Genomic DNA, 16,217 nt, shown 5'->3' on the forward strand with positions numbered 1-16,217 from the left:
ATGTCCAGAATACGCATAACCATTTTAGTCGGTATTGCCGCAAGTTTCACCCTGCTTGCCTGCTGGTTACTTTTTTTTCGTGGCCAGCCCAGTGATCTTTTGGGTGATTCGATACGCTGGGACGAACTTGCGCGCTCGGTCGCTTCGGGTACTGGCCTACAGCCGCCGCGCTTGCCCTGGGTGATGGATCGGGAGCCTTTCTATGCCGTATTCGCAGGGGCGGTATACTGGGTATTTGGCGCGCACCCCGGTTATGTGTTATTTGCGCAGTCAGCCCTTCTTGTACTTGTGCTCATGTTTCTTGCTTGGGTCCTTGTGCCGCTCTTTGGCTTGCTCGCCACAGCCGCTATTTCGCTCGCGACCATAGCAGCCCCGGGTGTTGCCGCAATGGCCGTGGGCTATCTCCTTGCCGAAACAGTAGCACTTATTCTGGCCGTGGCAATATTTCTTGTTTTTATTTCGGGTTTTCGTCATCCTAAAAATCTTCGGTACTTTTTTCTGGCGGGTCTGTTTCTCGGAGCTCTGGCGTTGACCCGCTATATATTTTATCCGCTGCCGTTTTTTCTTGTCGCGGGTCTTTTTCTGTTGAAAAAGCGAATGGGCATTGTTAGTCCCGGGCGAATTTCGGTGTGGATCCTCGCAGGGTTTCTGGTGCCGACGATCATATGGACGGTGTATATTTCTCTCGCACTTGGCACTTTCACGCCGGTTGGAACAAAAGGGGGCCATGAACTCTTGCTGAATGCCTATCGCGCGGAGTTGACGGGAAAAAATCTTTTTGCATTTGCCGTTGGCGCCTCTCTTGGCGATGCTGCCGGACAACATCTCTTTCCGGCATACACCCGGGAGGTCGAGCCGTATTTTGCCAACGAAAAGGTCAGGAACAGGATTAACGAAAACCTTATCAAGAGGCGCGAAGAGGGGGGATACTCCAATAATGCCGCTTTGCGCGAAGCCGCATCTTTCGTGCTTGCTCATCCGTTTCGGTTCAGTATTATCGGGATAAGCGAATTTTTTGTGCGTTCCAGCACCATGTTATGGCATAACGCCGCTGATATGCGGCAACTTTTTTCCCAAACCCATCCCGAGTTGCCACTGTGGTTTAAAATTATAAGTGCGTCAGGATACCGCCTTGTAGGTATTGGCGTAGCCCTTTTTGCTTTGGGTGTCGCCGTGAGCGTTCTCCTCAAGCCCACCATTCCCCTATATCTTTTTTTTCCCGCCGTGACCGTTCTTGCCATAAATACATTGCATTTCTTTTTCGAGTCCGTGCCGCGCCATGCGCTTCCCTTGTATCCATTGTATTTCCTGTTATGCGTTTTCAGTGTGCGCCTATGGCGCCGTCGGGCCGATAATCGAGCTATCTGAATACAATCATTCTTATGGACAAATCAGAACATTCCACAAAAGCCGGCATGACCAGACAGGTAAGCTACGCCGATATACGGGAACGGGCCAGGCGGCTGTTACCGGAATTCAGTCATATGGTTGCCACCGTGCCGTATGAACGGAAAGGAATATTGAATTCCGAACTTCTTTTTTTTATCTCATCTCTGCCGGAGCCGTTTACCGGACGGGTGTTCGAATCTGGCCGGGCGCGCGCGCAGAGCACGCTCATTCTGTCTTTGGCGTTGCCGAATTCTCACATTTTCAGTGTCGAGCTCGATGAGCGCTCCCCCGATATCCCAGTCGCTGCCGCTCGCCTCCAGGGGCGCAACAACGTCACCCTTCTTTTCGGTGATTCGCGCATACTCCTGCCGAAACTTGCAAAAGAAGGAGATATTGTCTTGATCGATGGCCCAAAAATGTTTCGGGCGGTACGTCTGGCGATCAATATGCTCCGAATGGCCAGACCCCTAGCCGTGTTTATACACGATGTGAGCATTGAGACACCCGAGCGGGCATTCCTTAATCGTTTCTTTCCAGAAGCTCTTTTTAGTGACCGTCGTGATATCGCTCAAATTACCGCCTCGATTGATGTCAATGCCACCGAGACGCTTCCGCCCCGAGCTCGGCTAGGGGGTTTTGACGGTGCCTACGGATACGGATTTGCGCTTGCCTATATCCCCTATATTCCTGGACGCCCGTACACCTTGTTGTTACTGGCCTCTTACGCCTTCGACATTCTCGAAAGGATCTTGCGGAAGATGGGCATGAGAAGACGGATATAAACATGCATTTTCTGGCACGTTGAATGCGATATCGGCTTTTCCGGCAGAGACGCCTATAACGTTTTGCGCATTATCGAAGAAGCGTGACTTTTAAGAGGCAGAATTTTAGCAGATAAAAATATGCCGCGGAAAGCGGCATATTTTTTCGTATCGGAACACTAACCTTCAGACCCAGGAGTCCGACGCCTTATGTTTGGCGTAAGTGTCGGACCGCGATAGGGGCTCGATCCAGCTCCCCGCACTTATCGCGATAAATGCGGGGAGCATTATCCGAAGGGGAGATAGTGCGCGATCGAAGTGGGCGCCTATCTGGAATAGGCGGAATCTCATCATCTACGCATCTCGTAAGTTGCGCTTTTTAAGTTATTCTGAATTACCGATAACATAATTCATCATCGGCAGTCCCAAAAATTTTGTCGTGTATGTTTTTATTCCGGTAAGCCCTGCTTTTGTGAATATATCTTCCAATTGTTTCAACGTATAAAAATTCGTATGCAGGGTCCACAAAGAAGCGTCTTTCCCAATAAGTCTTCGTATCAACAGACTTAATTTCCACCATGGGGATGGCGCGGGAACCGGGCAAATTACCTTTTTGGCTACGCGTTTCATTTTCAGCACCGATCGCACGGGATCATCAAAATGTTCTAATGTTCCAACGTTATAACTCGCATCAAAATATTTTTCAGGAAAACTCAACTTATCATCACAGAGATCATCTTTTACCATCACATACACAACATAGGAGTAACCCTATGTTGTTTAACGCCGGGTAATGCAAGGGCCAGGCATCCTTTCGTGGAGGGCCCTTATTTGAGTTTCTTTAGCGAAACGGAGATGACGGCATCGTCCTCAAAGAATCGGAGGACTTTAAAGCCTGAAATTTTACCAAGCATGTCTTTTCGTACTTCTGCGGCGTTAAAGCGGGGATTGGAAGAGAACCAGTCGTAATTTGAAGATACCGAAAGTTCGAAGGGAATGCTAGGGTTGTACCAACACCGGAATACCTGATTATGTATGAAACGCTGGAGGTTCTCGTATTTGCGGCCCTGAAATGTGACGTTCTTGATATTGAGTTTATATAATGCTTTGCCGAACTCGGTGACGATGCGGGAAAATTCCCACAGGTCCTTTGGCTTCATGTCCCGCGCACGGTTCATGATGAGGTCGTCTACCAGGTCCCGGTACGGATTTTTTTTTCTGCAAACGCAAAAATTCAATACCCCTCCGGGTTTGAGTTTGCTAAAAAGATGCTTGAGCGTTTTTCCGGGATCTGGCGTGTGGTGCATCACCTGATCACAGGAAATGAAATTAAATTTTTGCGGTACGACGAAATTGGTGATGTCGGCGCGCAATGTTTTGCAATTCGGAAACTTGGCAAGAGATCTTTTTGCCTCTCGAAGCGCCTGCTTGCTTTGATCTACCGCAAGGATCTTGGCCTGTGGGTTTGCTTCGGCGAACATTTTCGAATCGCGCGCTACGCCGCACCCCGCTTCGCAGACGGACATTTTATCCGCCAAAAACTTTTTAAAACCCTGGAGGTTCTTGTAGCCGTACCGGTTTAGATACCAAGTTTGGTAAATATGGTCAGTGGCGCGGGCCCATGTAGGAACCCGCGACCATTTGTAGTTAAAAAACTTGAAAGTGAGGGGCTTGTCTGTTGTTTTCATCCCGTTAGAGACAGGAAACGCTTCAATCTGTTTTTCAGATAGCGCTTGCCCATCCCGGATTTAAGAAATAATTCTCTCGCTAAAGCATCGTCTTCGCTCAGACATGCTTCGTAAGATATAAGTTCGTAGGGACCGCGGCTTCTCGTCGGCTTACTTAGATTTGCATTGTGCTGTTTGAAGCGTTTCCGTAGATCGTGGGTAAACCCAGTGTACCATCGTTTATTCAGGGTGTTCTGTAGTACATAGACATACACCATAGCACGTCTCTAACGGGATCATAAACAGATTAAAAATTTTTATCTGTGAACAGTATACCCGCGCTACCCTCAATAGGCAAGCCCACACATTCATAGTGCGCATTTAGTAAGTGCGTGTGTACATATCAAAGTTGCGCATGTTTAAAACATTACTTTAATAACAAGCGGCGTTCGTGGGGTCAGCGCACTATGAGTGTGTGGGCAAGGTGTTCACGGTATGTTATCCTGGTTTTTATGGATACAGTCGTTCCAACAAAGGGCAAGGTGGTAGGCATTATCATGACCTACAACTGCGCCAAGTTCATCGAAGAGGTGTACCGGCGCCTGCCCAAAGAAAATTTTGACCAGATTATCTGTATGGACGACGAGTCCCGAGACGATTCTGTTGCCGTGGCGCAAAAGCTCGGCATACCCACGTTCACCCACCCGCATACCGGCTATGGCGGCAATTTGCTATTTGGATTGCGCAAGGCCGTGGAGCTTGGTGGGACGCAAATGATAGAGATCCATGGAGACGGTCAATATGATATTGCCTTAAGCGCTCCGCTAGCCATAGACAAACTGAATAGCGGTTTCGATTTCATTTTAGGTAACAGGTTTTACAACATATCCCAGGCCTTTAAGGACGGCATGGGTCCCATCCCGTTCTGCGGGAATGTATTCCTTTCGGTTCTTGCGCGAGTGGGCACCCGGATACCTCTGCAGGATTTTTTTCCCGGTTTTCGCGCCTACAGCAAGCGCTTTGTGGAAACTCTGGATTTTTCCAGGATTTCCAATGATTATTTTTTTAGTTTTCAAATCATTATTCAGGCGCAATACCATCGTTTGCGAATAGGCCATGTGCCTACCCGTTGCGACTACAAGCGCGAGCATACGTCCATCAGTATTTCCAAAGGCATCTGGGCCATATTCCAAACGTCGCATGCCATTTTTCTCTACTGGCTGGCTCTCTGTGGCATACGGAGAGGCATTTTTTCCTAGAGACCGTCTCTTCCACGGACTATGAATGAGTTTTTGTCTAGGCGTTTCTGTTCTGCACTTTTACCCGTCGCTGCTCTTGCGGTCGGCTTTATTTTTATTACTCCTAATTTGGTTGCGTGGTGGCGGATTGATAATTTTCAAATACCGTTTCGTGCCGTCGGCGGAGACGACATCCATTATTTAACAAACCTGCATCGTCTGCAGGTTGAGGGTGTGTCGGGTTCCAGCATGTTCACCTGGGAGCATAGGGCGGACGGCGCGCGCTTTCCGTTCTTTGACGCGATTATAAAGTATGTACCGGGCTTTGCGGGTATTCCGATAATCTGGTTGCAGGTATTATTGAGATTTATTTCGGTTGTTGCGGTATTTCTTGCCTTTTACGGCCTCTTTCGGGCAGTATGCGCGGAGATTAAACTATCATTTTCTCTAGCGCTTGCAACGACGTTTCTTTATAGCCCGTACGCAATCCAGGGGCCGGGGCTTAATTCCTGGTTTCTTTCCTTTTTCTTGGCAGGATTGGTACCGTTCATGTTTACCGCAATCCGGCGTCCGTATTCTTTTGCCACGCTTTCTACAAGCATTCTCTTTGTCTTTCTTTCGGCCATGCATCCGGTCTTTCTTATCACGGCCATCTGCATGACGGGACTTTGGTGGTTTGCGGGGCTTTGGCAAAAAAGAAGGGAAGCGCGGATATGGCTTTATGCTTTTGCGTGGCTTGCCGCTTCATGCGTGGTCGGCCGGATGCTTCTTGGGAGTCATCTGAATGATTTTTTTAATGCTACCGCCGGTTCTGCGGTTAGTGGATTTTTCGAGCGGAATAGCGGTATACATATTCGTATTCCGCTTTTCCCGCTTGTTTTGGCAAGATTCGTTTTATTGGCGCTTGCACTTTGGGTAGGATACCGTAGAGGCAGAACGGAGACCGACGCTGGACGCGGACGTGCCTGGCTCCTTCTTTTATTTCTTTCCGTGCCCACGATTTTGGCGAACGTCCAAAATGCGTTCACGGGTTTTGCGTTCATCGGCGGCCATTTTGTTATCTTGGAAGAATTCATTGTGTTGCCTGCGGTCGCCTTGGTACTCTTTGCCTCTAACACGGAAACATTCCGGGGTTCACGACTGCAAAAAATTCTAGGAATTATCCTTTTCATGATAACGGCTATTTTTCTTTTTTCACTGACCATTAACCGGCCTATTCGCAGTTGGTTAGTATTGGGGCGCTGGGTTCCGCTCTTTATCGGTTATCTTATTCTTTGCCTGTGGCTTGTATTCCCAGGGCGCCTTCGGCTCTTGGCGTCGAAAACCTTGAAATTGCTACCCGCCCTACTCGTTTTCAGTCTTGTTTATGCGGGCTTTTTCCTGTGGCGTTTCTACCGGTACGATGCGCCGACACACGTCGAGGCCCAACAGTACCGACAGATTTATGATCGATTGTCGCAACTTGCACCGGGCGTTGTCATGGCGCCGCCCAGTATGAGTGAACACATAGCTCTCTACACGCCGCAACGCGTGTACTGGTCGCATACGAATGGCCAGTTTGGCGGCACATATGAGGAGCTTGCCGATCGTTTGCTTGACGAGCGCCTTGTTTTTGAGAATAACTCCCAACTGGGAAGCGACTATGGTCGCATAAGCGCTTTTGGCACGTTTAATTATTGGTGCGGCATGCTGACGGAAACGGCATTCTACGCCAAGATGCGCCTGCTGGGCATAGCGGATGTGACCACCTGCGACGTGAACGACCGCAGCGAGCGGGAGTGGCCGAAGTATCTTGCTCAATTTACCTCCGAGCGCGATGCTATTTCGCAGGGTGCCCCCTGGACTCCTAGATACCGCCTCGACTGGCTGGTGGTGCATGAAGGCCAAGACCGCATATCTTCAAGTATTCTGCGGCGTTATTTTGAAAAAGCAGAAAGCGTTGGAAGTTTTACTATTTATAAATATCGGGAGAGTGCTCTATAAGCATGTATGAATGAGTTTTTACTCAAACGTGTCCGATTTTCTCTTCTACTCGTTCTTACTACCCTTGCGGTCGGTCTTCTTTTAATTACACCGGACCTTATCACGTGGTGGCGTATCGACCGTTTTCAAACACCGCTGCGAAACCTTGGCTACGACCAGATACACTATTTGACGAACCTCCACCGCTTGCAGGTAGAAGGCATGTCTGGCTCCAGCATGTTTACCTGGGAGCATCGAGTGGGCTTACCGCGCTTTCCGTTCTTTGATCTGTTTATACAACATCTGCCGTACTTTGCGTCGCTCCCGATTATTTGGTGGCAGATTATTTTGAAGTTTTTTTCTGCTCTCGCGGTTTTTCTGGGCCTGTACGGCCTTTTTCGCGCCGGTCGCGTGAAAATGGAGCTCGCTTTCCTCTTGGCGCTTGTAGCCACTCTCCTCTATAGCCCGTATACAAATCAGGATGTGGGGCTTACAACCTGGTTTCTTATTTTCTTTTTGTTGGGCATTAATGCATTTGTTTTTGCGGTTGTCCGGCACCCGTATTCGCTCGCCACGCTAGGGGCGAGCATCTTTTTTCTTTTTCTATCGATGACGCATCCGGTTTTTCTCTTCACCGCCATCGGCACGACGGGACTTTGGTGGCTCGGCGCACTTTGGCAAAAAAGAAAAGATTGGCGGGTATGGCTCTACGGCTGCATTTGGCTGGGGGCAGTAGGCGTCTCTACTTGGCTACTTCTCGGAGATTATATAAAGGTTTTTCTTGGCCACTCCGCATCGGCGGCCAATGATGGATTTTTTGAGCGGAACGGCGGTGTGCGTATTCGTGTTCCACTTTTTCCTTTGCTGGTCGCACAATTTGGATTTCTCACGGCCGCACTGTATGTAGGATATCGCAAGTATCGCCGGTCCCTGGATGCTGGGGGCGCATCTGTATGGCTTGTACTGTCATTTTTGGCGTTCCAGGGGTTTCTTTTTAATATCCAAAACATAGTTACCGGTTTTTCCGTTATTGCCGACCACTTCTCGGTCCTAGCAGAATTTGTCGCGCTACCCGCTGCCGCAATGATACTATTTGCTCCGTCAGAGGTAGGAACCGTAAACGGGGAGGTCGTTCCGGTATACCAGAATGGGTCTGGAAAGGGGCAAAAGACCATCGGGATCGGGCTTCTCGCCGTTACAGCAATTTTAATCGCTTCGTTGACCCTTGATAGGCCTATTCGCAGTTGGCTGGTGTTAGGACACTGGGCCCCGCTTATCTCAAGCTACTTTATTATTGGTCTTTGGCTTCTCTCTCCGGAGTGGCTTGCCCGAGCGGCTGTGAAAGCAGCTAGATTCCTACCCCTTGTACTTGTGCCCATACTCTCTGTTGTCTATGCGGGCTTATTGTTGTGGCGCTTCTCCGTGTATGATTTGCCGGCGCAAAAGGATTTTCAGGCGAACAGGCAAATTTTCAGCCGATTGTCCAAGTTGCCTGCGGGCGTCGTCATGGCACCGCCCGGCATGAGCGAATACATAGCTCTTTATACCCCCCAGCGCGTGTACTGGACATTTGCAAATGGCCAATTCGGCGGCACCTATCAAGAGTTTGCCGGGCGTCTTGTGGACGAGCGTCTTATTTTTGAGAATAATTCCGAACTCGGAGGAGACATCGGCCATTTCAGTATTTTCGGCGCACCGGACCAGTGGTGCCCGAAACTGACTGAAAAACTGTTTTATACGAAGATGCGCCAGGCAGGCATCGCGAATGTGACAACATGCATTCCGGCGAAAAATGACGCAGACTGGCCCAAGTATCTTGCCGAGTATGCTCGAAGGCGCGACGAGATAGCGCATGGAGCGGCCTGGACTTCTGCGTACCGCCTCGACTGGCTGGTGGTGGACGAAAGCGAAGACCGTGTTTCCCGGGATATGATCGGGCGTTATTTCGAGAAAGTTGAAAGCGTCGGAGATTTTACGATATACCGGTATCGAAATTCAGTTTTATAGAGTTAAAAAATATTCTCAGGAAATAATAAAGGCTCCGGAAGAAACCCTCCGGAGCCGAATTGCTTTTGTTCTTCTACACTGTGCGGTCGCGCTCTACAAGGTAGGCGAACGCTCTTTCCGTCGAGACCAGGGGATACGGCATGCTATTTTGCTGGTAAGCCAGGATACGCTTCACTTCGGCTTCGATGAGATCGAGCCGGGTGCCGGTCAAAACGCCTTGCGAGTGGACAACGGTTGCGTTCCACTGCAACGGAGCTCCCACGGCGTTGTAGATCTTGAGGCCCGGGTATTCCCGGTCGGCCACGGTGACCGCGGTGATGAACGAGCGTAATTGGTGGAATGGCGAGGCAACGAGATACAACCGTTGCCAACCCCATATTTTGACATACCGAACCACGGTGATGAGCTCGGTAAGCGTGTTAATGACGTTATCGCCGAACTCAAACCTGTATGGTATGTCCTCGATGGCCACGTGCGGACATCCGTAGTCAACCAGTTTTTCTACGGAGTAGTCGTATCCGCAGTACCCAAAGCCCTCACCGCCTCCCAGTATGGCGATAGACGAAATTAAGCCGTCCTTCCAGAGCTCCGCACCCCTTTTCAATACCGATGAGGCATTGTTTTTGGTCTGTCCGACCAGATACGCCGCGTCGGCTCCGACCACCTCATCGGACATGATCCGTGTGAGCAACTGCAACCATGCGATAGAGAACATTAAGGCATCCCTTCCTTTCGTTTTCAACAGAAAGCAGGCCTAAAACCAGTCTTCCTAACAATAGAATAAGTATAGCACATAATATAATATTGTCAAGTTCGACCGTTGACAGTGTGTCAAATTTTGATACACTACGGAGGTTACTTCCCTTCTATTTTTATTTTATGTGCAGTATCGGCGGCATTATTCACGGTAGCGGCATCGAGAAAATGATCGATATCCAGAAGCACCGGGCTCCGGACAGTTTTGGATTTTATAAGGACGACGACATTGAGCTGGGGATGGGGCGTCTTAAAATCTTGGACCTCAGCTCACCGGGTCTTTGTCCTTACCAGGAAGACCAATTCGTCTTGTCATACAACGGGGAAATTTACAACTATATTGAACTGAAGGAAGAATTGCGTGCGCATGGCTGGAAGTTTCGCACCACCTCCGATACTGAAGTGCTTTTAAAGTCTTGGCGACAGTGGGGAGTTGGGATGTTCGATAAATTAAACGGCATGTTCGCTATTGCGCTATATGACAAGCGCAAGAAACAACTGCTTCTGGCGCGGGACATTGCCGGAGAAAAACCCCTCTACTATTACCAAAGGGGCGCTCTTTTTGCATTCACTTCGGAGGCGAAGGCTTTACAAGGTGTTGTACCACTGGAATCGAGGCAAGACAGATTTTTTGAGGCTTTCCAGCATGTGCATGGCGAAACGCTCTGGAAACATGTCCACGCTCTTCCCCCGGCGCATTATCTGCTGTATGACCTTGCAAAGGATACTTATGCGATAAAAGAATATTGGGATTTCAAGCCGCGGAACATCCGGACCGAAACGGCTCTGGAGGAGCTGGAAGAGCTTTTGGAAGACGCGGTGCGCATCCGCACCCGCAGCGACGTGCCCTACAGCCTGTATTATTCGGGTGGCATAGATTCGTCGCTCATCTCGACCTTTCATGATTTTCGGGAAAAGTTCTTTTTCGACAACACATTGGACTGGAAGGACGATTTCTTCACCACTATCGATAAGATTGTGTGGCATCTCGACTTTCCGGTCGGTTCACTTTCGTCATACCCTTTGTGGAAGCTTGCGAGCTGGGCGAGTGAAAAAGTAAAAGTAGTCCTTTCCGGTGAAGGCGCGGATGAGATTTTTGGCGGATATGTGCGCTACTTGCCAGTAGCGCGGGAGTGGGAACTGCGCACGCACTTTCCTTCCTACAACACGTATCTGTTCGCGAAGTATTTTAGGTATTTTTCGTATCTGGATGCGTTCGCCGCGCTTACCGCGCGGAACGACGATATCGAGTTCGTACGCGAAACCCTACGGCCCTATTTCGAGCGATTTGAAGACCCCATCACGGCTATGGGATACGCCGATTTTAAGCTCATTATGCCAAGTCTCTTGCAGATGGGCGATCGGATGGCGGGCGCATTCGGCATTGAAAACCGATGCCCGTTCCTTGACCGGCGCATTATAGAATTCGGTTTCAGCCTTCCGCCAGAACTTAAAATAAACGGGCTCGAGCAAAAGATCATGCTCCGCCGGCTGCTCGAGAAACGAGGACTTCTGGAGCCGCTTCAGGGAGAGAAGAAAGGACTCACCATCGTCTTTAACCAGTGGTTCGGCAAAAAAGACTGGGATAGGGGTGCATATTTCGATTTTCTGAAGGAGGGATGGGGAAGGCAGTTTGCGCAAAAGAACGAATCCCGTTAGAGGCCGCGGTCGCTAATAAGGATTTTGAAGATATACATTCCAAAGATTTTTTAACCATTAACTATTAGGTGTTCCGGTTTTAAAAGACTGCGACCCGCCTCTAACGGGATGAAGGTTCTCATTACCGGCATGTCCGGTTTCATCGCTCCCCATATTGCGGAGGCCTGTCTGAATATAGGCTGGGATGTTTGGGGTATCGACATCCTCAATTTTAATTACAAGGTTATCGAATACGATTTCCGTAATCCGCATTTTAAATTCGAGAAGCGGGACGTGCGTTCTCTCGCCGCCGAAGAACTTAAAGGAGTTGATTATGTCTTCCACCTCGCTTTTGTCACCAATATTACCTACGACGTCCAGCACCCGTTGGAGACCGCAAAAGATAATATTGACATGACCGCGTATATGTTGGAGATGGCCAAACAAGCGGGTATAAAGAAACTTGTGTTTCCTTCCACCGCCTCCGCTTATGGTCTCAATCCGACACCCTGGAAGGAGGACATGCCGCTCTATCCCATAGAAACGTATAGTTGGCAGAAGTTGTCCGGAGAGCTCGCGCTTAAGACCTGGTCGGCTTGTTACGGCTTGCCGACGGTCAGTTTGCGGCTTTTCCAGGTTTTCGGCGAGAATCAGCGTCCGGACACCGTGATCGCGGTTTTCTCTCGGCTCAAAAAAGAAGGCAAACCCGTCACCCTCATGGAAACGTCGCCCGACTCTCCGTATCGCTCGGGACAGCGTGATTTCATATACGTCAAAGAAGTTGCGGACGCATTCATCAAAGCCGCCGAGTCTCCGAAAGTGGGCAAGGGCGAAGTTATTAATATTGCTTCGGGGAAGGTCATTACCATCGAGGAGCTCGCCAAAACATTCGGTACCCAGATCGTATATATTCCCAAACGCGGCTTTGAGGTGGAGCGCCATGAGGCGGACATCACCCGTGCCCGGGAGCTCTTGGGCTGGGAGCCGAAACTCGAGGTGCTTCCGTGGCTGAAAGAGTACGTGAAGACCCTATAATCACGAATAATGCGAATTCCACACGAATAACGCGAGTTCACGAATATTCGTGAATCTGTAAATTCGTGTGCATCTGTAGATTCGTGATACCCAATGCTCACCCACTACGACCATTGCCGCATGTGCGGTTCGAAAAAGCTGACGATGTTTCTGGATCTTGGCGACCAGCCCCCGCCGAACCGCAACATCAAGCCCGGGTCATGGACGCGCGACCCCGAGCCCATGTATCCCTTACAGGTATGGTTTTGTCACGATTGTAGTCTCGTGCAGCTTTGCGATATTCCTTCAAAGGAGGAAATGTTTACCGATTATCAGTTCCTTTCGAGTGGCGTCGGCAATACGCCGAAACATTTTCAAGATTACGCCGAGGAGCTGCAAACGCAGTTTTTGAAACCCGGAGATCTGGTTGTGGAGGTAGGGGGTAACGACGGAGTGCTATTGCGGGAACTTAAAGGGGTCAAGGCGCTCAACATAGAACCTGCCGCGAATATTGCACCCATCGCGCGCTCGCGCGGAGTGGAAACATTGAATGAGTTTTTTACCAGCACTCTGGCCGCCGAGGTGAGCAAGAAATACGGCAAGGCCAAAGTTGCGCTGGGCAACAATTCCATTCCCCATATCGCCGACCAGATAGACGTCATGAAGGGATTCAAGGAGCTTCTTGCCGATGACGGGGTGGGCATCATTCAGGCGCACTACCTCGGCTACATATTCGATACGCTCGGCTACGGCGATATCTATCATGAGCATATGGCGTATTACGCCATCCTTCCGCTCATCCGGTTCTATAAAACCTTGGGGCTTGAGATCTTCGACTACAGAATGTTGGATTTCCAGGGGGTTTCCATCCGCGTTTATTTCGGCCACGCAGGAAAACACGCCATGAGTCCCAAAGTTGCGGCTTTGGCGGAAGAAGAGAGGAGGAAGGGTTGGGATCGGCTTGAGACATATCAGACGCTTGCCGGAGCCGTTGAACGATCAAAAAATAAATTAGTGCAGACGCTGAACGAACTGAAAAAACAAGGTAAACACATTGCCGCGTATGGCGCGGCCGCAAAAGGCGTGCCCATTCTCAACTACGCGGGCATCACCGATGCGATGATAGATTTTTGCGTGGACGGGTTGAAAGAGAAACAGGGAAATTGCATGCCGATGTCACACATTCCCATTATTTCTCCGGAAGATGCGAAGAAGCGAAGCGTTGATTATTATCTTTTGCTCGCTTGGAGCTTTCGAGACCACATTGTTGAAAAAGAGAAAGAATTTGTGGCTAAAGGCGGGAAGTTTATTATGCCAATCGGTGATATCGAGATCTTCTAGAGTAATCGCGAATATACGAATCAAGCGCAAATATACGGATTTTGCACACCTGCTCGAAATCAAAATAATAGATGTATGAAGGCGAAAAACATAATTTTGACGTTTGAGTACAAAACCCGGACGTGGGAAGTGAGGCGCGTTCTGGGGCGATTATTACGCCGTGTATTCCCTAAATTTCGCCCCAGATTTCTTATCGCGCGTCTTATGGGGCGCGACATTCCCATACAGGCATTCAACCATACGATCTATGTGGACGGAAAAGATCTTTGTCTTGCCCCTGCGCTTATGGAGGATGGTGTATGGGAGCCGCGCCTGACGTCGTTCATGCGCAATGTTTTGCGTCCGGGCATGACGGTGGTGGACATCGGCGCTAATATCGGATATTTTTCAATTCTCGCTGCCGCTGAAATTGGGAAAGGAGGAAAGGTGTTCGCATTTGAACCCGGAAGAAGGAATATTGAACTGATGAAAAAAAACATCGAGGTAAACGATTTTCGAAACATTGTTGTTGTGTGCGCCGCGGTTACCGCAGCATCCGGCCAGACAACTTTATATACTTCCGAGACGGACTATGGAGACCATCGGTCGTATCCGGTTGCGCAAGAGAGGTCTTACGTCCGAGGCGTGCCCGTGGGAGAGAAGCTAAGAGGAGAAGAATTGGTGGATGCGATTGCGCTGGATGACTACTTCAAGGAATTTATCGGGACCGTCAATTTTATAAAAATGGACATTGAGGGCGCTGAGTACTATGCTCTGCAGGGTATGAAGAATCTCCTTCGCCAGAGCGTAAATGTTGTGGTGATGACAGAATTCTGGCCAGGTGGTATGGAGGTGGCACGTACCTCACCGCAGATGTTTCTCGACGAGGTCCGCTCTCTTGGATTTGATGTTCACCTCCTTCCCGAAGAGGGGCCGATTCGGCAGGCAACCGACAAAGAGGTATTTTCGGAAATCTCCAAGACGAAAAATGACATAATGAATATCGTGCTATGCCGTCCCGAGCGTCGCGCAACTCTTCCAGAAAACGCATAAGCGAAATTGCCAGTCTTATACAATTCCGTCTTATTGCGCGTTCTAGAATTTTTGTTCGTATATTATTTTAGATTTGCATATTTGCGATTACTATGAAATACCTAAAAAATACCCTATGCCGCATGTGCGACGGGACGGGATTTGATACTGTGCTGGACCTGGGCGAACAGCCGCTCGTCAACAGTCTTTTGCGCAAGGAAGATTTCGCTCAAAAAGAGCCGCTTTTTTCTCTTGTGGTCCGGCGTTGCAGAACGTGCGGCCTGGTGCAGCTCACGGAAGTCTTGGAGGCCGACGAGATATATAAAAATGTCGATTACCTCTTCTTCTCTTCCGACATGCCCACGCTCGCGGATTACTTCCGAGATTATGCGGATGATGTTAAAAAGCGTTTTTTGAAGAAAGGGGATTTTGTGGTGGAGATGGGTTCGAACGACGGCATTCTTTTGAGTTTTTTTAAAGATGAGCATCCTATCTTGGGAGTTGATCCGGCAACGAATGTGGTGGTACGGGCGCTCCAGCGTGGCATCCCTACGTTGTCGGAGTTTTTCAACGAACACGTGGCTCAGCTTATCGTGCGGGAGTATGGCAAAGCCAAAGTATTCATTGCCAATTCTTGCGTTGCGCACGTAAACGATCCGAAAAATCTCATGCGCGGAGTAAAAGCGATGCTTGCAGACGATGGGGTGTTCGTGGCCGAAGTGAACTACTGGGGAGCCATGGTTAAGAATACCAACTACTCCCTTATTTATCACGACCATTTCTCGTATCTTTCTCTGAAGAACGTACAGAATCTTGCGGAACAGTTTGGCATGCGGGCGTTTGACGCCTGGGTAACGCCATCGCAGAATTTCGGGATGTTGCGGGTATTTTTGGACAACGGCAAGCGTCCGCTCACGGACCGGCTGCAGAAGCTTCAAAAAGAGGAAGAGGACACGAATTTGAACAGCCTGGAAACATGCAAGCGATTTGAGGAAAATGTGCGCAAGGTTTCCGATAAGCTGCTGGGAATCCTCAACGACCTTAAAAAACAGGGCAAGAGGCTGGCGGGTTACGGTGCATCCGCCAAGGGTCTTATTATTTTACGCACTGCGGGCATTGGCAAAGATCTCATTGATTATTTCGTGGACGATTCTCCGGCAAAACAAGGCCGGTTCACACCCGTAGACCGCATACCCATCATTTCGCGCGCCGAGGCGCAGAGTCAACTTCCCGATTATTTTGTCATCCTCGCGCCGAATTATGCCAAAGTTATCGTAGAGAAAGAAAAGAAATTCCGTGACACGGGAGGAAGGTTCATCGTACCGGTCGGAGACATTGAAATCTTCTGAATAGTGTAAAATTCAAAAATCAAAATGGAAAATGACAGTGCAAAATTTAAAAATGAATTCAAGGAGATAATTTTAGCATTTTAA

The 16,217-nt window shown here is 49.3% G+C and carries 14 protein-coding genes; 10 read left to right on the plus strand and 4 right to left on the minus strand.

Translation table 11 applies throughout. From position 1 onward, the window contains the following. Together Q7S09_03655 and Q7S09_03660 are read left to right on the plus strand one after the other, a co-directional pair. Positions 1 to 1,368, plus strand: a complete 1,368-nt coding sequence (locus Q7S09_03655) for a hypothetical protein (protein MDO8558254.1) — start codon at positions 1 to 3, stop codon at positions 1,366 to 1,368. 14 nt (positions 1,369 to 1,382) lie between these two features. After that, complete coding sequence (locus tag Q7S09_03660; protein ID MDO8558255.1) at positions 1,383 to 2,171, plus strand: hypothetical protein; 789 nt, start codon at positions 1,383 to 1,385, stop codon at positions 2,169 to 2,171. A 363-nt stretch (positions 2,172 to 2,534) separates the two neighbouring features. Here the strand turns inward: Q7S09_03660 and Q7S09_03665 are convergent, their stop codons facing one another. The 3 genes from Q7S09_03665 to Q7S09_03675 all read right to left on the minus strand — a co-directional run bounded on the left by Q7S09_03665 (position 2,535) and on the right by Q7S09_03675 (position 4,095). After that, complete coding sequence (locus tag Q7S09_03665; GenBank protein ID MDO8558256.1) at positions 2,535 to 2,900, minus strand: hypothetical protein; 366 nt, start codon at positions 2,898 to 2,900, stop codon at positions 2,535 to 2,537. A 77-nt stretch (positions 2,901 to 2,977) separates the two neighbouring features. Further along, on the minus strand, positions 2,978 to 3,838 hold the full coding sequence (locus tag Q7S09_03670) for a class I SAM-dependent methyltransferase (GenBank protein MDO8558257.1): 861 nt from the start codon (positions 3,836 to 3,838) through the stop codon (positions 2,978 to 2,980). Next, a complete protein-coding gene (locus Q7S09_03675; GenBank protein MDO8558258.1) occupies positions 3,835 to 4,095 on the minus strand; it encodes a GIY-YIG nuclease family protein in 261 nt (86 codons plus the stop codon). The genes Q7S09_03670 and Q7S09_03675 overlap by 4 nt, the downstream gene beginning before the upstream one ends. A gap of 234 nt (positions 4,096 to 4,329) precedes the next feature. On the opposite strand from Q7S09_03675, the gene Q7S09_03680 reads away from it, so the two are divergent. The 3 genes from Q7S09_03680 to Q7S09_03690 are packed head-to-tail and all read left to right on the plus strand — an operon-like array spanning position 4,330 to position 9,024. Continuing rightward, on the plus strand, positions 4,330 to 5,076 hold the full coding sequence (locus Q7S09_03680; protein ID MDO8558259.1) for a glycosyltransferase family 2 protein: 747 nt from the start codon (positions 4,330 to 4,332) through the stop codon (positions 5,074 to 5,076). Positions 5,077 to 5,097: 21 nt separating this feature from the next. Further along, a complete protein-coding gene (locus Q7S09_03685) occupies positions 5,098 to 7,038 on the plus strand; it encodes a hypothetical protein (protein MDO8558260.1) in 1,941 nt (646 codons plus the stop codon). 6 nt (positions 7,039 to 7,044) lie between these two features. Then, positions 7,045 to 9,024 carry a hypothetical protein gene (locus Q7S09_03690; protein MDO8558261.1) on the plus strand — a complete coding sequence of 660 codons (1,980 nt, stop codon included), beginning with the start codon at positions 7,045 to 7,047 and terminating at the stop codon, positions 9,022 to 9,024. Positions 9,025 to 9,097: 73 nt separating this feature from the next. On the opposite strand, the gene Q7S09_03695 is transcribed toward Q7S09_03690, so the two are convergent. Continuing rightward, positions 9,098 to 9,739 carry a hypothetical protein gene (locus Q7S09_03695; protein MDO8558262.1) on the minus strand — a complete coding sequence of 214 codons (642 nt, stop codon included), beginning with the start codon at positions 9,737 to 9,739 and terminating at the stop codon, positions 9,098 to 9,100. A 113-nt stretch (positions 9,740 to 9,852) separates the two neighbouring features. Between Q7S09_03695 and Q7S09_03700 the strand changes: the two genes are divergently transcribed. The 5 genes from Q7S09_03700 to Q7S09_03720 all read left to right on the plus strand — a co-directional run bounded on the left by Q7S09_03700 (position 9,853) and on the right by Q7S09_03720 (position 16,133). Continuing rightward, positions 9,853 to 11,439 (plus strand): asparagine synthase-related protein, encoded by a 1,587-nt coding sequence (locus Q7S09_03700; GenBank protein MDO8558263.1) that lies wholly within the window; start codon positions 9,853 to 9,855, stop codon positions 11,437 to 11,439. Between the two features lie 108 nt (positions 11,440 to 11,547). Next, a complete protein-coding gene (locus tag Q7S09_03705) occupies positions 11,548 to 12,453 on the plus strand; it encodes an NAD-dependent epimerase/dehydratase family protein (protein MDO8558264.1) in 906 nt (301 codons plus the stop codon). Between the two features lie 93 nt (positions 12,454 to 12,546). Then, positions 12,547 to 13,773 carry a class I SAM-dependent methyltransferase gene (locus Q7S09_03710; protein MDO8558265.1) on the plus strand — a complete coding sequence of 409 codons (1,227 nt, stop codon included), beginning with the start codon at positions 12,547 to 12,549 and terminating at the stop codon, positions 13,771 to 13,773. A gap of 75 nt (positions 13,774 to 13,848) precedes the next feature. Next, positions 13,849 to 14,805, plus strand: coding sequence for an FkbM family methyltransferase (locus tag Q7S09_03715; protein MDO8558266.1), 957 nt, complete (start codon positions 13,849 to 13,851; stop codon positions 14,803 to 14,805). Between the two features lie 92 nt (positions 14,806 to 14,897). Next, positions 14,898 to 16,133, plus strand: a complete 1,236-nt coding sequence (locus tag Q7S09_03720; protein MDO8558267.1) for a class I SAM-dependent methyltransferase — start codon at positions 14,898 to 14,900, stop codon at positions 16,131 to 16,133. Positions 16,134 to 16,217 lie beyond the last annotated feature (84 nt).

The organism is bacterium (assembly GCA_030649025.1).
Classification (GTDB): domain Bacteria; phylum Patescibacteriota; class Minisyncoccia; order JAUYLV01; family JAUYLV01; genus JAUSGO01.

Coding starts and splice junctions, on each gene's coding strand:
- Q7S09_03655 (MDO8558254.1), top strand. CDS start 1: ATGTCCAGAATACGCATAACCATTTTAGTCGGTATTGCCGCAAGTTTC.
- Q7S09_03660 (MDO8558255.1), top strand. CDS start 1,383: ATGGACAAATCAGAACATTCCACAAAAGCCGGCATGACCAGACAGGTA.
- Q7S09_03670 (MDO8558257.1), bottom strand. CDS start 3,838: ATGAAAACAACAGACAAGCCCCTCACTTTCAAGTTTTTTAACTACAAA.
- Q7S09_03675 (MDO8558258.1), bottom strand. CDS start 4,095: ATGGTGTATGTCTATGTACTACAGAACACCCTGAATAAACGATGGTAC.
- Q7S09_03680 (MDO8558259.1), top strand. CDS start 4,330: ATGGATACAGTCGTTCCAACAAAGGGCAAGGTGGTAGGCATTATCATG.
- Q7S09_03685 (MDO8558260.1), top strand. CDS start 5,098: ATGAATGAGTTTTTGTCTAGGCGTTTCTGTTCTGCACTTTTACCCGTC.
- Q7S09_03690 (MDO8558261.1), top strand. CDS start 7,045: ATGAATGAGTTTTTACTCAAACGTGTCCGATTTTCTCTTCTACTCGTT.
- Q7S09_03695 (MDO8558262.1), bottom strand. CDS start 9,739: ATGTTCTCTATCGCATGGTTGCAGTTGCTCACACGGATCATGTCCGAT.
- Q7S09_03705 (MDO8558264.1), top strand. CDS start 11,548: ATGAAGGTTCTCATTACCGGCATGTCCGGTTTCATCGCTCCCCATATT.
- Q7S09_03710 (MDO8558265.1), top strand. CDS start 12,547: ATGCTCACCCACTACGACCATTGCCGCATGTGCGGTTCGAAAAAGCTG.
- Q7S09_03715 (MDO8558266.1), top strand. CDS start 13,849: ATGAAGGCGAAAAACATAATTTTGACGTTTGAGTACAAAACCCGGACG.
- Q7S09_03720 (MDO8558267.1), top strand. CDS start 14,898: ATGAAATACCTAAAAAATACCCTATGCCGCATGTGCGACGGGACGGGA.